This window comes from Plantactinospora soyae, from assembly GCF_014874095.1.
In the GTDB taxonomy this organism is placed as follows: domain Bacteria; phylum Actinomycetota; class Actinomycetes; order Mycobacteriales; family Micromonosporaceae; genus Plantactinospora; species Plantactinospora soyae.
Map to the genome: position 1 here is coordinate 3,344,537 of NZ_JADBEB010000001.1, position 18,881 is coordinate 3,363,417.

An 18,881-nucleotide genomic window follows, 5' to 3' on the forward strand; every position below is an offset into this window, starting at 1 on the left:
TATCCGGTGAAGGGGGCGGGATGCCAAGCGACGACGAGGACCGGCGCCAGTTCAACGAGTACTTCGTGGCTCGGCGGGACGTGGTCCGGCGGTCCGCGTACCTGATGTGCGGGGACTGGCACTGGGCCGACGACCTGGCCCAGGCCGCGTTCATCCGGCTCGCCTCGGCCTGGCACCGGGTACGGGACCCGCAGGCCCTGGACGCGTTCGTCCGGACCTGCCTGGTACGGGCCTACCTGGCCGAGACGCGCCGGGTGTGGCGGCGCCGGGAACGGGCGGTCGCCGAGACGCCGGAGCTGGCCGGGGCGGGTGACGACGCCGAGGATGCCACCCGCCGGGTGGTCTTCGCCAACGCGCTCCGCCAGGTGCCACCCCGGCAGCGGGTGACCCTGATCTGCCGGTACTACCACGAACTCGACGTTGCCGAGACGGCCGCCGTACTCGGCTGTTCGGAGGGCACGGTGAAGAGCCAGACGGCCCGGGGACTCGCCACGCTGCGCCGGGTGCTCGGCGATGCCGTACCCGGAAATGAGCTGGTCCTGACATTGGAGGGCGGGAAGGCATGACCGGGTTGCGGGAACTGTTCGAGGAGGCGACACAGGCGCCGCCGCCGAGCCGGCTGCTCGCCGACGAGGTCTACACGGCGGGCCGTCGGCGACTAGGCCGGCGCCGGGCCGCGCTGGGCGGCGGCACGCTGGCGGTGCTCGTCATCGCGATGACGACGGCCGTCGTGGCCTCCGTTCCGGAGACCGGCCCGGGGCCGTCGCCCGACGAGCGCGCCGCGCCGGCCGCGCCGGCCGCGCCGCGAACCTCACCCGGGGTGCTGCCCGGGTCGGGGCGGATCCAGATGATCCAGGCCGCCGACGCGGGACACGTCTACCTCGCGCTGTCGACCTGTGCGGGCGGACTGTGCAAGACCCGGATGCAGGTGGTCGGCTCCGAGGACGGCGGGCGGACCTGGACCGAACGCGGCGCCCCGATCCACCTCGGCTTTCTCATGGCCCTGGCCCCCGACGTCCTGCTCGGACTCGTCCTGCCCGAGCCGCCGGGGTCCGCGACGCCACCGAGCTTGATGACCAGCCGGGACGGCGGGCGCAGCTGGCAGGCTCCGGAGACCGGCCCGGCCGTACCCGCACTGCCGTCCGGCAGCGTCGCCGTCTGCTGGCCGGACCCGGACGTCGATCCGGGCAGGGTGGTGCCGGCGGGTACGGATCCGTGCACCCTGCGTGCGTTGGATCCGGAGTCGGGCCGCATCTCGCCGCTCGCCAGCCAGCCCGCGCTGAACATGGTCGAGACCGACCGGCAGTCCATCGGAATGTCTGCCGGCCGGCTCTGGGTACCCGGATTCGAACGCGGAACCGGGCGGTCGGCGGTCGCGACGAGCGCCGACGGGGGGCGTACCTGGACCGAACACGTCTTCGTGGACGAGCCCACCTGTCCGCCCGACGGGTGCCTCCTGCCGCAGGTGGCGGTCGGCCCCGGACCGGTCGGCTACGCGGTGCTGAGCGGGGCCGAGGCGCGGGCGGTGTACCGGTACACCCCCGAACAGGGCTGGCAGCGACGTACGGGGGTGCAGCAGGTGCCGTACGCGCTCTCCGACACCGGCTCGTACGTCACGCCCGACGGCAGCCACGTGATCTACCAGCTCGCGGAAAACGGGAACTACCAGTTCTGGGCGTCCCGGGGCGCCGGAGCCGACTACCGACCCGGCAATCTGACGGGTCTGCCGGAGCACTCCGGCCGGGTGTTCCGGGCTTCTGACGGTTGGCTCTACCTGCGCGGCGCCGACGACATCGGCTACGGCTCGACCGACGGCTGGCGCTGGATGCCGTTGAACCGCCGCTGACCCGCGACTGATCGCCGCTGACCCGCGCCGCTGACCCGCGGCTGATTCGCCGGCGACCCGCGGCTGATTCGTCGCCGACCCGCGGCTGATTCGCCGGGCTGACGAGCCGCCGTTGACGCCCGCTGTCTACGGCAGTTCCTCGACACGGGTGCGACGCGGCGGGGAAGGCTTTCGTAGCCTGTGGTCGTGCGATTCGGGGTGCTGGGGCCGCTGGCCGTCTGGACGGACCGGGGTGAGCCGGTCGCGATCCCCGGGCGCAAGGTGCGGGCACTCCTGGCCGACCTGCTGGTCCACGAGGGGCGTCCGGTCTCGGCGGACCGGTTGGTCGAGGACCTGTGGGGCAAGGCGGCACCCGCCGACCCGACCGCGGCACTGCACGTACGGGTCTCGCAACTGCGCCGGGCCCTGGCCGGAGCCGAGCCGGGTGGTCGGGACCTGGTGGTGTCCCAGGCTCCCGGGTACGCGCTGCGGGCCGGGCCCGACACACTGGACGCGCTGAGGTTCGCGACGCTGGTCGGACAGGTGCAGTCGGCGGCTGACCCACGTACCCGGGCCGGGCTGCTGGCCGAGGTACTGGCCCTGTGGCGGGGGCCGGCCCTGGCCGACTTCGCCGACGAGGAGTTCGCCCGCGCGGCCGTGGCCCGGTGGGAGGAGCAGCGGCTGGCCGCCGTGGAGGCGTACGCCGAGGCTCGGCTGGACCTGGGCGAGCATCGCGATCTGGTCGGCGAGCTGGGTGAGCAGGTGGCCCGGCATCCGTACCGGGAGCGGTTGCGGGCGGCCCACCTGCGGGCCCTCTACCGGGCCGGCCGGGCGGGCGAGGCGCTGGAGAGTTTCCAGGAGCTGCGGCGTCGGCTCGCCGACGAACTGGGCCTGGACCCGGGCCCGGAGCTGGCCGGGCTGCACCGGGCCATCCTGGCTGCCGACCCGGCCGAGGACGCGCCCGTACCGGCTCCACGGCCGAGGCGGCCCAGCACGAACCTGCCGGCACCGGTGACCGAGCTGATCGGCCGGGACCACGCCGTGGCCCGGGTACGCGAACTTCTGGCGACGGGCCGGCTGGTCACCCTCACCGGCCCGGGTGGAGTGGGCAAGACCAGTGTGGCCGTCGCGGTCGCCCGAGCCGTGGTCGACGGGTACCCGGACGGAGTCTGGCTGGTCGACCTGACCGCCTGGGACGGCCTGGGTGACCCGGCCGAGCTGGTGCTGTCCGTACTGTCGATCCCGGATGCGCCGGCCGGTTCGGAGCCGCCGGGTGCGCGCCTGGCGACCGTTCTGCGCGAGCGCCGGACGCTGCTGGTACTGGACAACTGCGAGCACGTGGTCGAGCCGGTGGCCGAACTGGTCGGAACGCTGCTGCCGGCCGCGCCCGACCTGCGGGTGCTGGCCACCAGCCGGGAGCCGCTGCGGCTGCGCGGGGAGACCCGCTGGGAACTGCTGCCGCTGGACGTCCCCGACACCGACGATCCGGTCCGGCTGGCCCGGTCCGCCGCCGTACGCCTGTTCCTGGCCCGGTCCGGGCTGAACCCGGCGCCGGAGACCGTTGCCGGGGTGGCGGAGGTGTGCCGGCGGCTGGACGGCATCCCGCTGGCGCTGGAGCTGGCCGCGACCCGGGCGCCCGCGCTGGGCGTACCCGAGCTGGCGGCCCGGCTGAGGGTGCCGCAGGACCGGTTCGGGCTGCTGGGCACCGGCCCACGCGACGCACCGGCCCGGCAACGCACCCTGGCGGCGGTGATCGACTGGAGTTGGCAACTGCTGACCGAGGCCGAGCGGGCCGTACTGCGCCGGCTGGCCGTCCACTCCGGCGGATGCACACTGGCGGCTGCCGAGGCGGTGTGCGCTGGGGACGGTGCTCCGGCCGGTGAGGTGCTGGACCTGCTGGCCGGGCTGGTGGACCGTTCGCTGGTGGTACGCCACGACGGGTCCCGCTTCCGGTTGCTGGAGTCGGTTTCCGCGTACTGCCTGGACCGGCTGCGGGAGGCCGGCGAGGAGACGGCGCTGCGCCGCCGGCACGCCGACCACTACCTGGCCCTGGCCGAGCGGACCGAACCGCAGTTGCGTGGACCTGGCCAGCGGGACGGGCTGCGCCGGCTTGACGCCGAGGCCGCGAACCTGCGGACGGCCATGGAGACGTTCCGACGCGAGAATGCGGCCGAGCCGGCGCTGCGGCTGGCCGGGGCGCTGACCTGGTACTGGTTCATGCGTGGCCGGCTCACCGAGGCCCGCCGGGCCCTGACCGGGGCGCTGGCCGTGCCGGGCGAGGCACCCGCCGTGGTCCGGGCCAGAGCCGAGACCTGGTACGCCGGCCTGGCGCTCCGGCAGGGCGACCAGTCCGGATCGGACCGGAACGTCAGCCGCACCGAGGACGTCGCCCGCGCTGAGGACGTCGGACGCGCCGAGCTGACGCGGTCGAAGAGCGGGCCGGAGTGGTCGAAGGGCGGGCCGGAGCGGGCGGCGGAGGTGCTGCGCGGGTACGAGAAGGTGGCCGAGCCGGTCGAACGGGCCCGGGCCGAGTGGTTCCTGGCCACGTCGATCATCGACTTCGGCGACGAGCCAGCCACCGCGGAGCTGCTGGCGAGGGCACTGGAGACGTTCCGGGCGGCCGGGGACCGGTGGGGTGAGGCGGCGGTGCTGAGCACCCGGGCGATGCTCGCGCACATCCGGGACGACACGGCCGCGCTGGAGCACGACGCCCGGCGCAGCGCCACGCTCTTCGGCGAGCTGGGTGACGACTGGGGCGTACTACAGGCGACGGACTGGCTGATCGGCCTCGCGGACCTGACCGGCGACCACGCGGAGGCGGCCCGGCTGAGCCAGGCCGGCCTGCGGATGGCCGAGGAACTGGGGCTGTGGTCCGATGTGGCCGCCCGGCTCGGCTGGCTGGGCTGGATCTCGATGCAGGTCGGCGAATACCCGCGCGCCTACGAGTACGCGGAGCAGGCGAGGCGGCTGGCTGCCGAGCAGGGGCAGTGGTCCGGGGAGGTGTTCGCCACCATCAGCCTGGCCTTCGCCGCCCGGCGGGACGGAAAGCTCGACCCGGCCGAGGAGCACCTGCGGTGGCTGTTGACGTCCGCCCGGCAGCAGCAGAGCGGAGACGCCCACCCGCCGTACCTGTCGATGGTCCTGGTCGAGCTGGGGTTGCTGGCCGGGCAGCGGGGCGACCCGGTCGCGGCGTTGGCCTGGCACCGGGAGGGCTTCGACGTGTACCGGGACCAGGGTTCGGTGCGCGGGATGGCGTCGGCGCTGGAAGGGATGGCCGCCGCGCTGGTACTGGACGGGCGGTCCGGCCCGGCCGCGCGGTTGCTCGGCGCGGCCGACGCCGCCCGGCAGCAGTCCGGGCAGCCACTGTCCGCCTCGGACCGCGACGAGCTGGCGCCGACCACGGCGGCGGCCCGGACCGCCGAGCCCGACTTCGACGCCCTCTTCGCGGACGGCGCCGGGCTCACGCCCGAGCAGGCCCGGTCCCTGCTGGACAAGGACCCGGCCTGACCCGTGGCGTGCGTCGTCGCCTACTTCGGCGCGTCGTCGCCTACTTCGGTACGTAGATGTGGACGACGATCCCGGAGTCGAACCGGTTCAGGTCGGCGAGCTTCAGGTGGGTGGTGTCGAAGCCGGCGCCCTCGAAGAGGTGCTTGCCGGCGCCGACGACGACCGGGAAGTACCAGAAGTGGAACTCGTCGACCAGACCGTGCTCCACCAGGGTGCGGTCCAGTTCACCGGTGCCCCACTTGAGGATGTTCTCGCCCGGCTGCTCCTTGAGCTTGGCGACCTCCTCGGCCACGTCCCCCTGGATGAGGGTGGCGTTCCAGGTGGTCTCGGTCAGGGTCCGCGACGCCACGTACTTGGGCATGCTGTTCATCTCGTCGGCGCCGGGTCCCGACTGCGCGCCCCACGCCGCCGCGAACCCCTCGTACGTCACCCGCCCCAGCAACATGGCGTCGGCCGATTCCGTCAACTTCTGGGCGTAGCCGGCGTGGTCGTCGTCCCAGTACGGGTGGCCCCAGTGCTGCGGTTCCGCCCGGGACGCCGTGGACGGGCGGGTGTCGTCGATGATCCCGTCCAGCGACACGAACGTCGACTCGATGAGCTTGCGCATCGTTCTGCTCCCTCTGCTCCGTACTGGCCCGTGCAGCCTGTCCGGTGATTACCAGCCTGCCGGCGGCGCCTTACGGTTTCCTTCCGATCGCCCTTCCCCGGCCGACCGGACGACGTCGGGAGGGAGTTCCTGACCAGCGGATTCAAGGTTTCCACAGGTTATCGGCTAGGTCGTTGGGGGAGGCTTGGCGTCGCGGGGCAGGGTCACGGTGCCGGGAGATGACGGGAACGTGACCAGACTCGGGGGAAAACGAAGAAAGCGACAGACCTACCCGACCCCACATGGGCCTCGGGCGGGGTCAGGATCCACGGCTAGTGACTGACCCGCGCGCTCCGCGCGCGGCCCGACGGGGGGTGGACGCGCCCCGCCTCCCTTGCGGGCGGCGGGGCGCGTCGACGTACGGCCGTCGTTCTGGACGGCCTCAGCGGTCAGGCGTACGGGAAATCAGCTCACGGTCAGCGTCTCGATCGTGACCCCGAGCTTCGGTACGCCGCCTCCGGCGGGACTGGAACTGTCATGACCGCCGGCCGCGACCCGATCGACGATGTCGAGCCCCGTGGTGACCGTGCCGAACGGGGTGTAGATCGGCTGGAGCGCGGTCGAGCTGTCCTTGAAGATGATGAAGAACTGGCTGCTGTTCGTACCGGGGCTTCCGGTGTTCGCCATCGCCACCACGCCTCGGCCGTACTGCGCACCGCTGAGGTTCTCGTCGCCGAACTGATAGTCCGGCCCACCCGCTCCGGTGCCACTCGGGTCGCCACACTGGAGGACGAAGATCCCCTCGGTGACCAGGCGGTGGCACGTACTCCGGTCGAAGAACTTCTGGTTCGCCAGGTGCTGGAAGCTCGCCACCGTGCAGGGTGTCCGGGCCCGGTCCATCGTGATCACGATGGATCCCTGGTTGGTCGTCAGCTGCATCGTGGCGGTGCCGGTGCGGGCGGCCCCGGCGAAGTCCGGCAGGCCGACCGCCTTGGTTTCGGGCCGCACCGGTTGGCTGGCACCGGCGCACGCCAACGGCGACGACGCTCCCGCAGACGACGAGGTGCCACTGCTGGTCGGGTCTGAGCCGCCGTCGGTCCTGACCTCGCTCAGGTAGTACGCCACGAGGCCGACGCAGCCGACACCCAGGCAGAGCGCCACCACCACGCCCGCGCTGATCAGCGCGATCGTCAGGGGGCGTCGGCTCTTCGCTGGCGGTTGACCGGGCGGAACCGGCGGACCCGGGGGACCCGGCGGGTACGGCGGAGGGGGTGGACCGGACCCGGGAGGAGGCGGTTCGAAAGGCGGCTGACTCACGCGGGTCAGCGTACCGATGGGATCGGCGACGCGCCGGGCGGCGATGAGTCGGAGGCGGGGACGTCGGGGACGTCGGCCTCGACCAGTTCGGCTCCGACGAGGACGCTCAGCCGCTGAGCCTCGCGCGGATCGTCGGCGAAGAGCCTGATCCGAACCTCACCGGGCGTGACCCGGAAGCGCCGGTCGAGGTCGTCCCCGACCAGGTCGGCCACCGCGAGCTGCCCGTCGGCCACCAGCAGGCGCCCGTCGAAGACACACGGATCTCCTTCGGGTACGTCGGCCTCGGCCGCCGTCACCCGGATCGTGATCGGACAGTCCGCCACCGCAGCGAGGATGCAGGTCTCCTCGGCCGCCACCAGGGAGTACTCCAGATCCAGTTCCGGGATGTCGCCGCCCGCGCCGACCGCCTCGATCCGCACGACAGCCCAGGGAAAGGAGGCAGTGAATTCGTACATGCGCCCGATCCGGTTACCGCTGCCGGGGAAGCCGGCCGACAAAGGCCAGCCAGGAGGTGGGGTCGAAGGTCAGGGCCGGTCCGTTAGGAAGGGCCCCTTCTTCTACAAAAAGCGATATGAAGGGGCCCTTCCTAACACCTCAGTCGGGTAGGCGTGCCTCGGTGAGCTTTGCCAGGATCTCGTCCACACTCTGGTCCGGGGTCTGGTCGGAGTTGTCCAGCCACAGGCCGAGCCGGGGCGTGTCGTTGCGTACCGAGTAGTCCAGCGACTCCACGGTCCATTCGCCGTACCCGTTCTTGGTTCTCGCCTCTTCGCGGTCCTGGAGCACCTCGGGGCGAGGAGCGAGTACGACGACGAAGCGGGGGCGGGTGGTGATCAGAGCGAGGTAATCGGCGAGTTGGGGGCCGAGAATGACATCCTGGATCACGGCCGTGAAGCCCGACTGCGCATAACCGTCGGCCGTTGCCGCCGAGAGGCGGTAACGCAGTCGCAGTTGCGCCATCGCCTCGGTCGCCTGTTCCGGGGTGAACTCCTGCTGACCTGAGATGATCATGCGGCGGAACACGTCGCCGCGTACGTGGGCCGCTCGGGGGAGCCGCTCCGCGAGCCGTTGCGCGACGGTGGACTTACCGGCGGCCATGGCCCCGGTGATCACGATGACGGCGGCGGACAGATCGATCATCTCGGGTGCCGAATCTACACCATGACCAGGCATGACGAGATTATCCACCGGTACGCGGAGCGGGGCGCGGGCGCCACGTACTCCCGGGCCCCTCGGCGTCGACCGGTGGACAAACTCGCGCCGATGGGTGGGCGACTCCGCGTCGAGCGGTGGGCAGCTCCGTACCGGCCGGATGGGCGACTCCGCGCCGACCGGTGGACGAGTCTTCGCCGACGGGTGCACAACGACACGTCGGGGCTGGTCAGGCCGTCCACGAGCCGGTTAGCTGGAGCGATGCAGGAGGAGCACCCTCGCGCACCGTCCGACGAGGTCCTCGCGGGGCAGGCCGTCTACAACCGCCTCGTGCTGGCCGGCTACGACCAGTTCGTCCTGGGCCTGTCCTGTCGACTGCTCTGGCGCTGTCCCAAGCGGCACATGCTCGACAACTACCACCGCAACGTCGGCGCCCGCCACCTCGAGTTCGGCACCGGTACCGGGTACTTCCTCGACCGCTGCCGTTTTCCGGCCCGCCGACCCGAACTGACCCTGGTCGACCTGAACCCCACCGTGCTGCGGGTGAGCGCGGCCCGGGTCGCGCGGTACGAACCGGCGGTGGTGCAGGCGGACGTACTCCAGCCGTTGCCGTTTGACGAGGGGAAGCTCAAGACCGGCCACTACGACTCGGCCGGGGCGAACTTCCTGCTGCACTGCCTGCCCGGAAGCTGGCAGGAGAAGGGCGCGGTGCTGGCCAACGCGGCGGCGGCGCTCCGCCCCGGTGGTCGGGTGTTCGGCAGCACGATCCTGTCGTCGGGAGTGCAGGTCAGCGCGGCGGCCCGCCGGCTGATGGCGGTCTACAACGCCCGGGGCATTTTCCACAACACCGACGACGACCTGGCCGGGCTGCGCTGGCAACTCGACAAGCGGTTCACCGACATCCGGGTCACCGTACGCGGCTGTGTCGCCCTTTTCGAGGCCACCAACCCGGTCCCGGAGAGTGCCGGGCACTGATCGGGACGCCCGGCGGCGGTCAACTGTCCCGGGCCTGCTCGGCCTCGAACTGCGCGCTGTACGCGGCGGCGCCCCGGACAGACTCCGCGCCGAAGGTGACGTGGCCGACCGGAACCCGACCGTCCACCGCCGCGATCACCCGGGCCGCGTCCTGGACGGAGAAACCGCCGCACAGTTCGATGAGCCCGACCCCCTGCTCGACCAGCGCGACCGCCACCGGGGCGGCCAGCGACTCGTCCGGTACGGGCACCAGCGTCGTCCGCTGTCCGCCTCGGTCGAGCACGACCCGGTCGGCCACCGGATCGGCTCCGGGATGTCCATAGAGGTACGCCCAATCGACGCTCATCGCGGCTCCTCCGCTCCACTCGGGACAGCGATGTCTCGGCTAGCCACATCCTGATACCTCGATCCCACTTGAGGTCAACCCGTCCGGGCCCCTGCCGGGCTCCCCCTGCGGAGGGAGGGGGTTCACCTGCGGCCGGGAGGTTTCGGGGACCCGGGATCGCGATGGTGGTGACAGGACCCGGGAAAGGCTCCGGCCGGCCGGTACGCCGGCCGCAGCCCCGGAACCCGGGCCGACCGTCGACGAGAGGATCCGCCATGGCCACCACCACCATCATCATCCCGGCGCACCATGACGCTGCCGGCACCATCGCCCCGCGCCGCTGGACGGACCGGATCGGCTACCTGGCCGCCGGCTTCACCGCGCTCTTCGGGCTACTGGCCTCGGCCTGGGCGATCATGGGTCACGGGTACCCGTTCGGGACCGCCGACCCGGATGGCGGGGGCAGCCTGCTGTGGCGGGTACCTGCGACGGTCGCGGCCCCGGTCTTCGCGGTGTTGCTGCTCGGCGCGGCGGTGACGGCACTGGCGATGGCCGGCCCACACGCGGTACGACTTCGCGGAGCGCCCCGGATCGCGCTGCTCGGGTACGGCTGGCTGGTCGCCGCCGGGCTGCTCCTGGTGGTCCCGGACGTGCAGGTGCTGACGTACGCCGGATACGCGCCGATGCTCATCGGTGGACTGCCGTTCGGCTGGCCCCCGGTCGACTACTCCGAACTGTTCACCCTGGCGCTGGGCTACAAGGTGTTCTCGATCGTGACCGGGCTGCTGCTGGCCCGAACCTTGTTGACCTGGCAGTTCCGTACCGTCGGGGCCTGTGCGTCCTGTGGACGTCGGGCCGGCGCCGCGACCTGGACCTCGGTGGAGTCGGCGACCCGCTGGGGGCGCTGGGCGGTCTACACCGCAGCCGTCATCCCGGTGCTGTACGCGGTCACCCGGTTCGCCTGGGCGGTCGGCATCCCGCTCGGCATCACCGACGAGTTCCTCGACGAGTTGCACGACACCGGCCTGGTCTGGGCCGGCCTCGGACTGGGTGCCTTCGGGGTGGTCGGCGCGATCCTGACCCTGGGCCTGGTGCAACGCTGGGGTGAGCGGTTCCCCCGCTGGATGGTCGGGCTGGCCGGCCGCCGGGTGCCGATCAAGCTGGCCGTGGTCCCGGCCACCTTCGTGGCGATCGCGATCAGCGCCGCCGGGCTGACCCTCTACGGGCAGCCGGAGCTCTTCGCGGAACTGGGTGGCGGCAGCCTGACGGTGATCCCGATGGCGCTCTGGCCGCTCTGGGGATTCGCGCTCGGCGCCGCCACCCTCGCGTACCACCTGCGCCGCCGGGGCGCCTGCGGGTACTGCTGAACTTCCGTCGGGAGCGTGAACTCCGACTCAGGAGCGACGAGCTCGGGAGCGGACGAGCTCCGGGTCAGGAGCGGAACCGGATGTTCAGGGCGCCGAGGAGCACCCCGCCGAGCATGCCGAGCGCGATGCCCAGCGCGAGGTTGTCGATCAACATGCCGATGACGACCCCGAACGGCAGCCCGAGGGCGACCCCCAGGCCGATCTTGTTTCCGGAATCGCGAGGTGTGCTCATGCTGCCCCCTGTGGTCCGGATTCTGGCGCGGGTGCCGGCGGCACCAGTTCGATCATGGCTGGTCCGCCGGGTACCCGCAATTGGTGGAATCTAGAGCTAGCGTAGGGCGGGTGACAAAGACTCCCCAGGTCCCGCCGACCCCGCCGGCCGAGCTGCCGGGCACGCTCGGTGAACTTCGCGCCACCGGGCATCGGTACCGGAGCGTCAAGCAGGAACTCCGGGACAACCTGCTGGCCCGGCTCCGTTCCGGCGAGCCGCGCTTCCCCGGAATCGTCGGCTACGACGAGACGGTGCTGCCCGAGGTGGAACGGGCGCTGCTGGCCGGGCACGATCTCGTGCTGCTCGGCGAGCGGGGACAGGGCAAGACCCGACTGATCCGGGCACTGGGTCAGTTGTTGGACGAATGGACCCCGGTGATCAAGGGTTCCGAGCTGAACGAACACCCGATGCACCCGCTGACCCCGGCGTCCCGCCGAACGGTCGAGGAGGCCGGCGAGGACCTGCCGATCGGCTGGTTGCACCGCTCGATGCGGTACGGCGAGAAGCTGGCCACCCCGGACACCAGCGTCGGCGACCTGATCGGTGACGTGGACCCGATCCGGGTCGCCCAGGGGCGTACTCTCGGCGACCCCGAGACGATCCACTTCGGGCTGGTACCCCGGACCAACCGTGGCATCTTCGCCGTCAACGAGCTGCCCGACCTGGCCGAACGGATCCAGGTGGCGCTGCTCAACGTGCTGGAGGAACGGGACATCCAGGTACGCGGCTACCAGCTCCGGCTGCCGCTGGACCTGCTGCTGGTGGCGAGCGCCAACCCGGAGGACTACACCAACCGGGGGCGGATCATCACACCGCTCAAGGACCGGTTCGGCGCCGAGATCCGGACCCACTACCCGCTGGACCTGGAGCTGGAACTGGAGCTGATCCGGCAGGAGGCGGCCCTGGTGTCGGCCGTGCCGGAGCACGTACTGGAGGTGCTGGCCCGGTTCGCCCGCGCGGTGCGGGAGTCGCCGTCGGTCGACCCCCGGTCCGGAGTCTCCGCCCGGTTCGCGATCGCCGCCGCCGAGACCGTCTCCGCCGCCGCCCTGCGCCGGGCCGGCCTGCTCGGCGCCGGTACCCCGGACGGTCAGCCCGCCGCCCCGGCGGACACCGAGCCGGTGGCCCGGGTCGGCGACGCGGTGTCGGTGACCAGCACCCTGCGCGGCAAGGTGGAGTTCGAGAGCGGCGAGGAGGGCCGGGAGATCGAGATCCTCGGTCACCTGCTGCGTACCGCCACCGCCGAGACGTTCCGGGCCCGCCTGGCCGGGCTGGACGTCTCCGGGTTCACCGCGCTGGTCGCCGACGGTGCGGTGATCGAGACCGGTGAACTGGTCGGCCCGACCGAGCTGCTGCGTCAGGTGGGCACCGTACCGGGGCTCGCCAAGGCGCTGGACCGGCTCGGCCTCGGCGACGCGCCCACCCCCGCCGAGGCGGCGGCCGGAATCGAGTTCGTCCTGGAGGGGCTGCACCTGACCCGGCGGCTGGCCAAGGACGTAACCGACGAGGGCCGTACCCGCTACGGCGGCCGGAGCCCCGACAGCGGCCGGCGGCCGGGCGGCGGTGACCGTGGCCCCCGTGGCGGTGGCGGCGGCCGTGGCGCCGGCGGTGACCGTGGCGCTGGCGGCGGCGGTGGCGGTGGCGGCGGCCGTGGCGCCGGCGGTGACCGTGGCGCTGGCGGCGGCCGTGGCGGTGGCGGCGGCCGTGGCGCCGGCGGTGACCGTGGCGCTGGCGGCGGCGGTGGCGGTGGCGGCGGCCGTGGCGCCGGCGGTGACCCGGACCTCGGCGGTCGCCCGGACCGCGACGACGACTGGGCCTGAGTATGGCCGGCGGAAACCGCTTCCGGTACGGCTCCTGGCGCGGCGGACCCGATCCGCTGGCCCCGCCGTACGACGTCCGGGCCGCGGTCGACTCGGTCGGTGCCGAGGTGCTGGCCGGCGGCAGCCTGCGCGAGGCGCTGCGTAACCTGTTGCGGCGCGGGCCGCAGGACCGGGGCGGGCTCGACGACCTGGTCGCGCGGGCCCGGCGGATGCGGCGCGAGGCGTTGCGCCGGGGAGACCTGGACGGCGCGGTGACCCGCGCTCAGGCGCTGCTCGACCAGGCACTCGCCGCCGAACGTGACGAGTTGCGTGGCCGGGAGGACGACGATGCCCGGTTCGCCGAGGCGGTGCTGGACAACCTGCCGTCCTCGACCGCGCGGGCGGTGGAGGAACTCTCCGGGTACGAGTGGACCAGCGACGAGGCCCGGGCCAGCTACCAGCAGATCCTGGACGGGCTGCGCCGGGACGTGTTGGAGCAGCGGTTCAGTGGACTCCAGGACGCGATGCGGGGCGCCGCCGACCCGGGCACGCAGCGCCGGCTCTCGGAGATGCTGGGCGACCTCAACGACCTGCTCGCCCGGCACGACCGGGGCGAGGACACCACCGACGCGTTCGCCGAGTTCATGCGGCGGCACGGCGACTTCTTCCCGGAGAAGCCGGAGACGGTCGAGGAGTTGGTCGACGCCCTGGCCCGGCGGGCCGCCGCCGGGGAACGGCTGATGCGGTCGCTGACGCCGAGCCAACGCGAGGAACTGGCCCGGCTGATGGAGTCGTCGCTCGGGCCGGAACTGGCCGGGCAGCTCTCCGCGCTGGACGCCAACCTGCGGTCGTTGCGTCCGGACCTCGCCTGGGACCGGCGGGAACGGGTCCGGGGCGACCAACCGCTCGGCTACGGCGAGGCGGCCGGGGCGCTGGGCGAGATCGCCGACCTGGACGACCTGCTGGACCAGCTCGGCCAGGAGCATCCCGGGGCGACGCTGGACGACATCGACGTGGAGTCGGTGGCCCGCAACCTCGGCCGGGACGCCGCCGACGACGTACGCCGGCTGCGGGAACTGGAGCGGGAGCTGCGCCGGCAGGGGTGGCTGACCCGGGGCGCGGACGGGTTGACGCTGAGCCCGAAGGCGCTGCGCCGGCTCGGTGGCACCGCGCTGCGCCGGATCTTCGCCGAACTCTCCACCGGACGTCGGGGCCAGCACGACCTGCGCTCGGCGGGGGCGGCCGGCGAGGTCACCGGGGCCTCCCGGCCCTGGGAGTACGGCGACGAGCAGCCGCTCGACGTGGTCCGGACGCTGGCCCGCGCGGTCCGGCGTTCCGGCGCCGGCGTTCCGGTGGCGCTCGCGGTGGAGGACTTCGAGGTGGTGGAGACGGAGCGTCGGGCCTCGGCGGCGGTGGCGCTCTGCGTCGACCTCTCCTTCTCGATGATCTCCGAGGGACGTTGGGGGCCGATGAAGCAGACGGCGCTCGCCCTGTCCCACCTGGTCGCCACCCGGTTCCCGCAGGACGCCCTGCAGATCATCGGCTTCGGCCGCGAGGCGATGCCGTTGACCCAGCAGGAACTGGCCGCGGTCGAGCCGGACATGGTGCAGGGCACCAACCTGCAACACGCGCTGAAGCTGGCCGGTCGGCACCTGCGGCAGCATCCGGGTTCGGAGCCGGTGGTGCTGGTGGTCACCGACGGTGAGCCGACCGCGCACCTCGATCCGGAGTTCGGCGGTGCGGTGTTCAACTGGCCGTCGTTGCCGGAGACGATCGAGGCGACCGTGGTCGAAGTGGACAACCTGACCCGGTACGGCGCCACGATGAACCTGTTCATGCTGGGCGAGGACCCCGGACTGCGCCGGTTCGTCGACGCGGTGGCCCGGCGCTCGGGCGGCCGGGTGTTCACCCCGGAACTGGGCGACCTCGGCGAGTACGTCGTCTCCGACTACCTGCGCGCCCGGCGGGGTCGACGGGGGCGCTGAACTGCCCGCGCTTTTGTCGGTACCGCTGCCTACCTGGTTCGTTGCCCGCCGGGGCTAGGGTCAGGTTTGGCAGGTGCGGAGATTCCGATGCTGGCGTACGCCGGCGGAAGCGGGGCGTCCATGCAGACCACAAAGGTTGACCCGGTACCGACCCAGCCCGGCGCGGCCGCGCTCGCGGCGATCACCGACCTCGATCCGGCCAGCCTGCAACGGCTGCTGGAGTCGACCGGGTCGACGCCCGGCAGCGGGGTCCATCTCGATCAGGTCCTGCCGGCCGGCACCACCCGTTCCAACGGGGACGGCGCCTCCGGCGCGGAGCCCACGGCCCAGGCCAACCCGGTTGCCTGCTGCCGGGTCCTGCCCGTCTGAGTCGCCCGTGTCTACCGGGACAACGAGTTGAGGCTCCGCGACCGGGTCGCCAAGGCGTACGGGTCGGGTGCGCACCGCGAGTACGCCGCCGACTGGACGTACGCGCGACTGCGGCCGTACTTCCGGCATCTCGGGATCACCCGGCTGGCCGACATCAGCGGGCTGGACCGGGTCGGCATCCCGGTCTACCAGGCGATCGTTCCCGGGTCGATCGACCGCCTCTGTGTCTACAGCGGCAAGGGACCGACCCCGGTCGAGGCGCGGACGTCGGCCGTGATGGAGGTACTCGAGCGGTTCTCCGGCTGGCTGCCACTGCGGCCGACCACCATCGCCGCGTACCGGGAACTGGCGGCTGCCGGCCGGCCGGCCCTGCGCCCGGCCGAGCACAACCTCGGGCTGCTGCCGGCGTACCACGACGACCTGCCGATCTACTGGGTGACCGGGCACGACCTGCTCGCCGACCAGCCGGTACTGGTGCCGCACTCCGCCGTCTGCTACACCGGCTACCCCGGCGCGCCGCCCTGCTACGCCCTGACCACCAGCAACGGCCTGGCCTCCGGCAACAGTCTGGAGGAGGCGATCTTTCACGCACTCTGCGAGTTGATTGAGCGGGACGCCATGACGATCGCCGAGATCGTCGGCAGTCGACTGGCCGGTGTCCTGGCCAGCGGGGTGGTCTCGCCGAACCTGACGGCGCGGGAGGCGGCCCGGCTCACCACCGACCGGCAGCCCCGGCTCGACCCCGGTACGGTGCCGCCGTCCGTACGCCCGCTGGTGCGCCGGTTCGAGGACGCCGGCCTGCGCCTGTACCTCTGGTCGATCGGCTCCGACCTCGGTGTTCCGACCGTCGCGGCGTACGCGTCCGAAGCGTCCGACGACACCGGCCGGCCGACCTCGGACGACGGCGTCGGCCACGGCGCGCATCCCGACCTGGAAGTGGCGCTGACCCGGGCCATCACCGAGTGCGCCCAGAGTCGCGCCGTCGCCGCCGGGCCGATCAGGTCCGCGGCCGTACCGCCGGGTGACCGCGATGTCCCGATGGCGCCACGCCGCACGGCGATCCCGGACGGCGGTGGACTGATCCCGGTGTCGGAGCTGGCCTCCTATCCGAGTGACGACATCGTCGCCGACCTCCGGCTACTGCTGGACCGGCTGCGGGCGGCCGGGCTCGGCCGGGTGGTGGTGGTCGACCTGTCCCCGCCGGAGCTGCCGGGGCACGTCGTCCGGGTGCTCGTACCCGGCCTCGAATCCTGGGCCATCGACCGCTCGAAGCTCGGCGCCCGGGCGGCCGGGGCCTGGAGCCGGGCGGTCCGGGAACTCGGCGAGTTCGCCGGCCGGCCGGGGCTGCCGGATCGGCCAGGGGGCACCGGGCCGCGCTGACCCGGCGGCGGTCAGGCGACGGCGCTGCGAAGTCGGCGTACCGGTGAGGCGAGCAGGACTCCGAAGCCGAGCACCGCCGGCACGGTCAGCACGAGGTACGCGACCGGTACGCCGGCGGTCTCGGCGATCGCGCCGCCGATGATCGCGCCGAACGGCGTACCGCCCCAGGCGATCATCCGGCCGGTGGTGTTGACCCGGCCCTGCAACTCGTCCGGCGTCAACTGCTGGCGCACCGTGATGCCGTTGATGTTCGCGGTGGTTCGGCCGAACTCCCACCCGGTCCAGAGCAGCAGGGCGGCGGCGAAGACCGGGGCGACGGCCAACCCGACCAGCGCGGCGACGAAGATCCCGTACCCGATGATCGAGACAGCGCCCTGGCCGGCGGAGCGTCCGAACCGGGGTAGCAGCAGCGCCGCGAGCAGCGAGCCGACCGCGGCGGCGGCGTAGAGCAGCCCGACGCGCCAGTCCGTCGAGGTGACCGCGAGTACCTCGTCCGCGTGCACCACCAGTAGCCCGAACACGCCGCCGGCCGACAGCGAGAAGCCGAAGCCGGCCAGGCTGAGGGCGCGGATCATCGGCTGGCGCCACAGGTACCGCAACCCCTCGGCGATCTCCGCGCCCAACCGGCGGGTCCGGTCGGACCGTTCGATCGTCGGATCGAGACCGGCGCGCAACCGGAACAGCAGAGCCGCCGAGACCAGGTAGCTCGCCGCGTCCAGGCCGAGCACCAGGGTCGGGTCGGTCAGCGCGGCGAGCAGGCCGGCCACCGCTGGCATGGCGATGCTCAGCACGATCTCGGTCGACCAGAGCAGGCTGTTCGCCTCGGCCAGCTTCGCCCTGCCGACCAGCCGGGGCAGCGACCCCCAGGCGGCGGCGTCGAACCAGCAGAATCCGCAGCCGAGGCCGAACGCGACCGCCAACACGTGCCAGGAGGTCAGCACGCCGAGGAGGTCGGCGAGCAGCAGTGTGCTCAGTAGCACCGCGCAGCCGAGGTCGGCACCGATCATCATCGCCCGGCGTCGCCACCGGTCCGCCGCCGCCCCGGCGAAGAGCCCGAACAGCAGGTACGGCACCGCCTGGACTCCGACCACCGCCGCCGTCATCGTCGCCGAGTCACTGAGCTGGTACGTCAGCAGCGGCAGCGCCACCAGGCTGGCCGCGGTACCCGCCTCCGAAATGGACCGGGAGCCGAACCAGCGCCGGAAGTCCGCGTCGGCGAGCAGTCCCGATGCCCGGCTGCCGATCATCGGCGGCCCGGCCCGTCGACTCGCGCTCCGGCCGGTGGGGTGGCGCCAGCGGGGTTCGGCACGCGGTCACCGTAGCGACGTGTACCGATGGTGTCCACGGCCGCCGGTCGCGGTGCCGGCCGGATGCCACCGTCCGCGCCGCGCAGTACCGGCCCGACCTGCGTGCCGGTCGCGGTCCGGCCGGTCCGGGCCGGATGCCGCCGTCCGCGCCGGGCAATACCGGCCTGACCTGCGCGGATACGCCCTAGACTTGGTCGGATGGAGACGGCCGAGCTGCGCCGGGCGTACGCGGACCTGCTCGCCGAGGTGTCGGCCGGCGGGTTCGGGCCCCCGCCCCCCGGCGAGTTGACCGCCGAGCAGGTGGTGGTGCACCTCGCCGCCAACGACGAGTTGCTGGCCGAGGCGACCGAGGCGGTGCTGGCCGGCTCCCCGTGGGCGTACTACGACGCCCGGCCCACCCTCCGGCCCCAGTTGGACGCGATGATGCCGGCGCACGTCGGGTTGGCCGAGATGGCCGCCCGGCTACACGTCACCAGTGGCCGGCTCTGCGGGCTGGTGGACCGGCTCGGGCCGGAGGCGGAGACGCCGGTGGACTCGCATCTCCGGGAGGGCTTCGAGTTGCACATCGAGGAGTCCCTGCCGTGGGGGCGGATGCTCGACATCCATGGTCGACTCCACCTACCGGCGCACCTCGAACAGCTGCGCGCCATGCGTACCGACCCCCGGTAGCCTTTCCTGGGAGCGTTCCCATAGTGCGGGACACGTGGATCTAGGCGCGGTTG

General features: G+C 72.7%; 16 protein-coding genes and 1 pseudogene. 10 read left to right on the forward strand and 7 right to left on the reverse strand.

Translation table 11 applies throughout. The features are described from left to right. Positions 1–20 precede the first annotated feature (20 nt). The 3 genes from H4W31_RS15000 to H4W31_RS15010 all read left to right on the forward strand — a co-directional run bounded on the left by H4W31_RS15000 (position 21) and on the right by H4W31_RS15010 (position 5,332). A complete protein-coding gene (locus H4W31_RS15000; protein WP_192767221.1) occupies positions 21–566 on the forward strand; it encodes a SigE family RNA polymerase sigma factor in 546 nt (181 codons plus the stop codon). Next, complete coding sequence (locus tag H4W31_RS15005; RefSeq protein WP_192767222.1) at positions 563–1,846, forward strand: sialidase family protein; 1,284 nt, start codon at positions 563–565, stop codon at positions 1,844–1,846. The genes H4W31_RS15000 and H4W31_RS15005 overlap by 4 nt, the downstream gene beginning before the upstream one ends. A 186-nt stretch (positions 1,847–2,032) precedes the next feature. Continuing rightward, the gene (locus tag H4W31_RS15010) at positions 2,033–5,332 is read left to right on the forward strand and encodes a BTAD domain-containing putative transcriptional regulator (RefSeq protein WP_192767223.1); all 3,300 of its coding nucleotides are present in this window, start codon (positions 2,033–2,035) and stop codon (positions 5,330–5,332) included. Positions 5,333–5,372: 40 nt separating this feature from the next. Here H4W31_RS15010 and H4W31_RS15015 read toward each other — a convergent pair whose 3' ends face one another. The 4 genes from H4W31_RS15015 to H4W31_RS15030 all read right to left on the reverse strand — a co-directional run bounded on the left by H4W31_RS15015 (position 5,373) and on the right by H4W31_RS15030 (position 8,372). Then, positions 5,373–5,939, reverse strand: coding sequence for a dihydrofolate reductase family protein (locus tag H4W31_RS15015; protein WP_192767224.1), 567 nt, complete (start codon positions 5,937–5,939; stop codon positions 5,373–5,375). A 444-nt stretch (positions 5,940–6,383) separates the two neighbouring features. After that, positions 6,384–7,235, reverse strand: a complete 852-nt coding sequence (locus tag H4W31_RS44255; RefSeq protein ID WP_192767225.1) for a peptidylprolyl isomerase — start codon at positions 7,233–7,235, stop codon at positions 6,384–6,386. A 5-nt stretch (positions 7,236–7,240) separates the two neighbouring features. Continuing rightward, positions 7,241–7,690 (reverse strand): hypothetical protein, encoded by a 450-nt coding sequence (locus tag H4W31_RS15025; RefSeq protein ID WP_192767226.1) that lies wholly within the window; start codon positions 7,688–7,690, stop codon positions 7,241–7,243. A 139-nt stretch (positions 7,691–7,829) separates the two neighbouring features. Next, positions 7,830–8,372, reverse strand: coding sequence for an AAA family ATPase (locus H4W31_RS15030; RefSeq protein WP_192767227.1), 543 nt, complete (start codon positions 8,370–8,372; stop codon positions 7,830–7,832). Between the two features lie 273 nt (positions 8,373–8,645). Between H4W31_RS15030 and H4W31_RS15035 the strand changes: the two genes are divergently transcribed. After that, on the forward strand, positions 8,646–9,359 hold the full coding sequence (locus H4W31_RS15035) for a class I SAM-dependent methyltransferase (RefSeq protein WP_192767228.1): 714 nt from the start codon (positions 8,646–8,648) through the stop codon (positions 9,357–9,359). Positions 9,360–9,378: 19 nt separating this feature from the next. On the opposite strand, the gene H4W31_RS15040 is transcribed toward H4W31_RS15035, so the two are convergent. Further along, positions 9,379–9,705, reverse strand: a complete 327-nt coding sequence (locus H4W31_RS15040) for a DUF6506 family protein (protein ID WP_192767229.1) — start codon at positions 9,703–9,705, stop codon at positions 9,379–9,381. A gap of 254 nt (positions 9,706–9,959) precedes the next feature. On the opposite strand from H4W31_RS15040, the gene H4W31_RS15045 reads away from it, so the two are divergent. Then, positions 9,960–11,051, forward strand: coding sequence for a hypothetical protein (locus tag H4W31_RS15045; RefSeq protein ID WP_225945535.1), 1,092 nt, complete (start codon positions 9,960–9,962; stop codon positions 11,049–11,051). A 64-nt stretch (positions 11,052–11,115) separates the two neighbouring features. Here H4W31_RS15045 and H4W31_RS15050 read toward each other — a convergent pair whose 3' ends face one another. Next, positions 11,116–11,283, reverse strand: coding sequence for a hypothetical protein (locus tag H4W31_RS15050; RefSeq protein ID WP_192767230.1), 168 nt, complete (start codon positions 11,281–11,283; stop codon positions 11,116–11,118). A gap of 83 nt (positions 11,284–11,366) precedes the next feature. Here H4W31_RS15050 and H4W31_RS15055 point away from each other — a divergent pair. From H4W31_RS15055 to H4W31_RS15070, 4 genes and pseudogenes are all read left to right on the forward strand, one after another. Continuing rightward, positions 11,367–12,851 (forward strand): annotated as a pseudogene (locus H4W31_RS15055) (magnesium chelatase); the annotation flags it as partial. A gap of 290 nt (positions 12,852–13,141) precedes the next feature. Further along, complete coding sequence (locus H4W31_RS15060) at positions 13,142–15,103, forward strand: vWA domain-containing protein (RefSeq protein ID WP_192767231.1); 1,962 nt, start codon at positions 13,142–13,144, stop codon at positions 15,101–15,103. Between the two features lie 87 nt (positions 15,104–15,190). After that, positions 15,191–15,472: a hypothetical protein gene (locus H4W31_RS15065; protein ID WP_192767232.1), complete on the forward strand. Its 282-nt coding sequence runs from the start codon at positions 15,191–15,193 to the stop codon at positions 15,470–15,472. Between the two features lie 27 nt (positions 15,473–15,499). Then, positions 15,500–16,852, forward strand: coding sequence for a YcaO-like family protein (locus H4W31_RS15070; protein ID WP_192767233.1), 1,353 nt, complete (start codon positions 15,500–15,502; stop codon positions 16,850–16,852). 11 nt (positions 16,853–16,863) lie between these two features. Here the strand turns inward: H4W31_RS15070 and H4W31_RS15075 are convergent, their stop codons facing one another. Beyond that, on the reverse strand, positions 16,864–18,099 hold the full coding sequence (locus H4W31_RS15075; protein WP_192767234.1) for an MFS transporter: 1,236 nt from the start codon (positions 18,097–18,099) through the stop codon (positions 16,864–16,866). Positions 18,100–18,357: 258 nt separating this feature from the next. Between H4W31_RS15075 and H4W31_RS15080 the strand changes: the two genes are divergently transcribed. Then, positions 18,358–18,828 (forward strand): hypothetical protein, encoded by a 471-nt coding sequence (locus H4W31_RS15080; RefSeq protein WP_192767235.1) that lies wholly within the window; start codon positions 18,358–18,360, stop codon positions 18,826–18,828. The last annotated feature ends 53 nt before the right edge of the window (positions 18,829–18,881 follow it).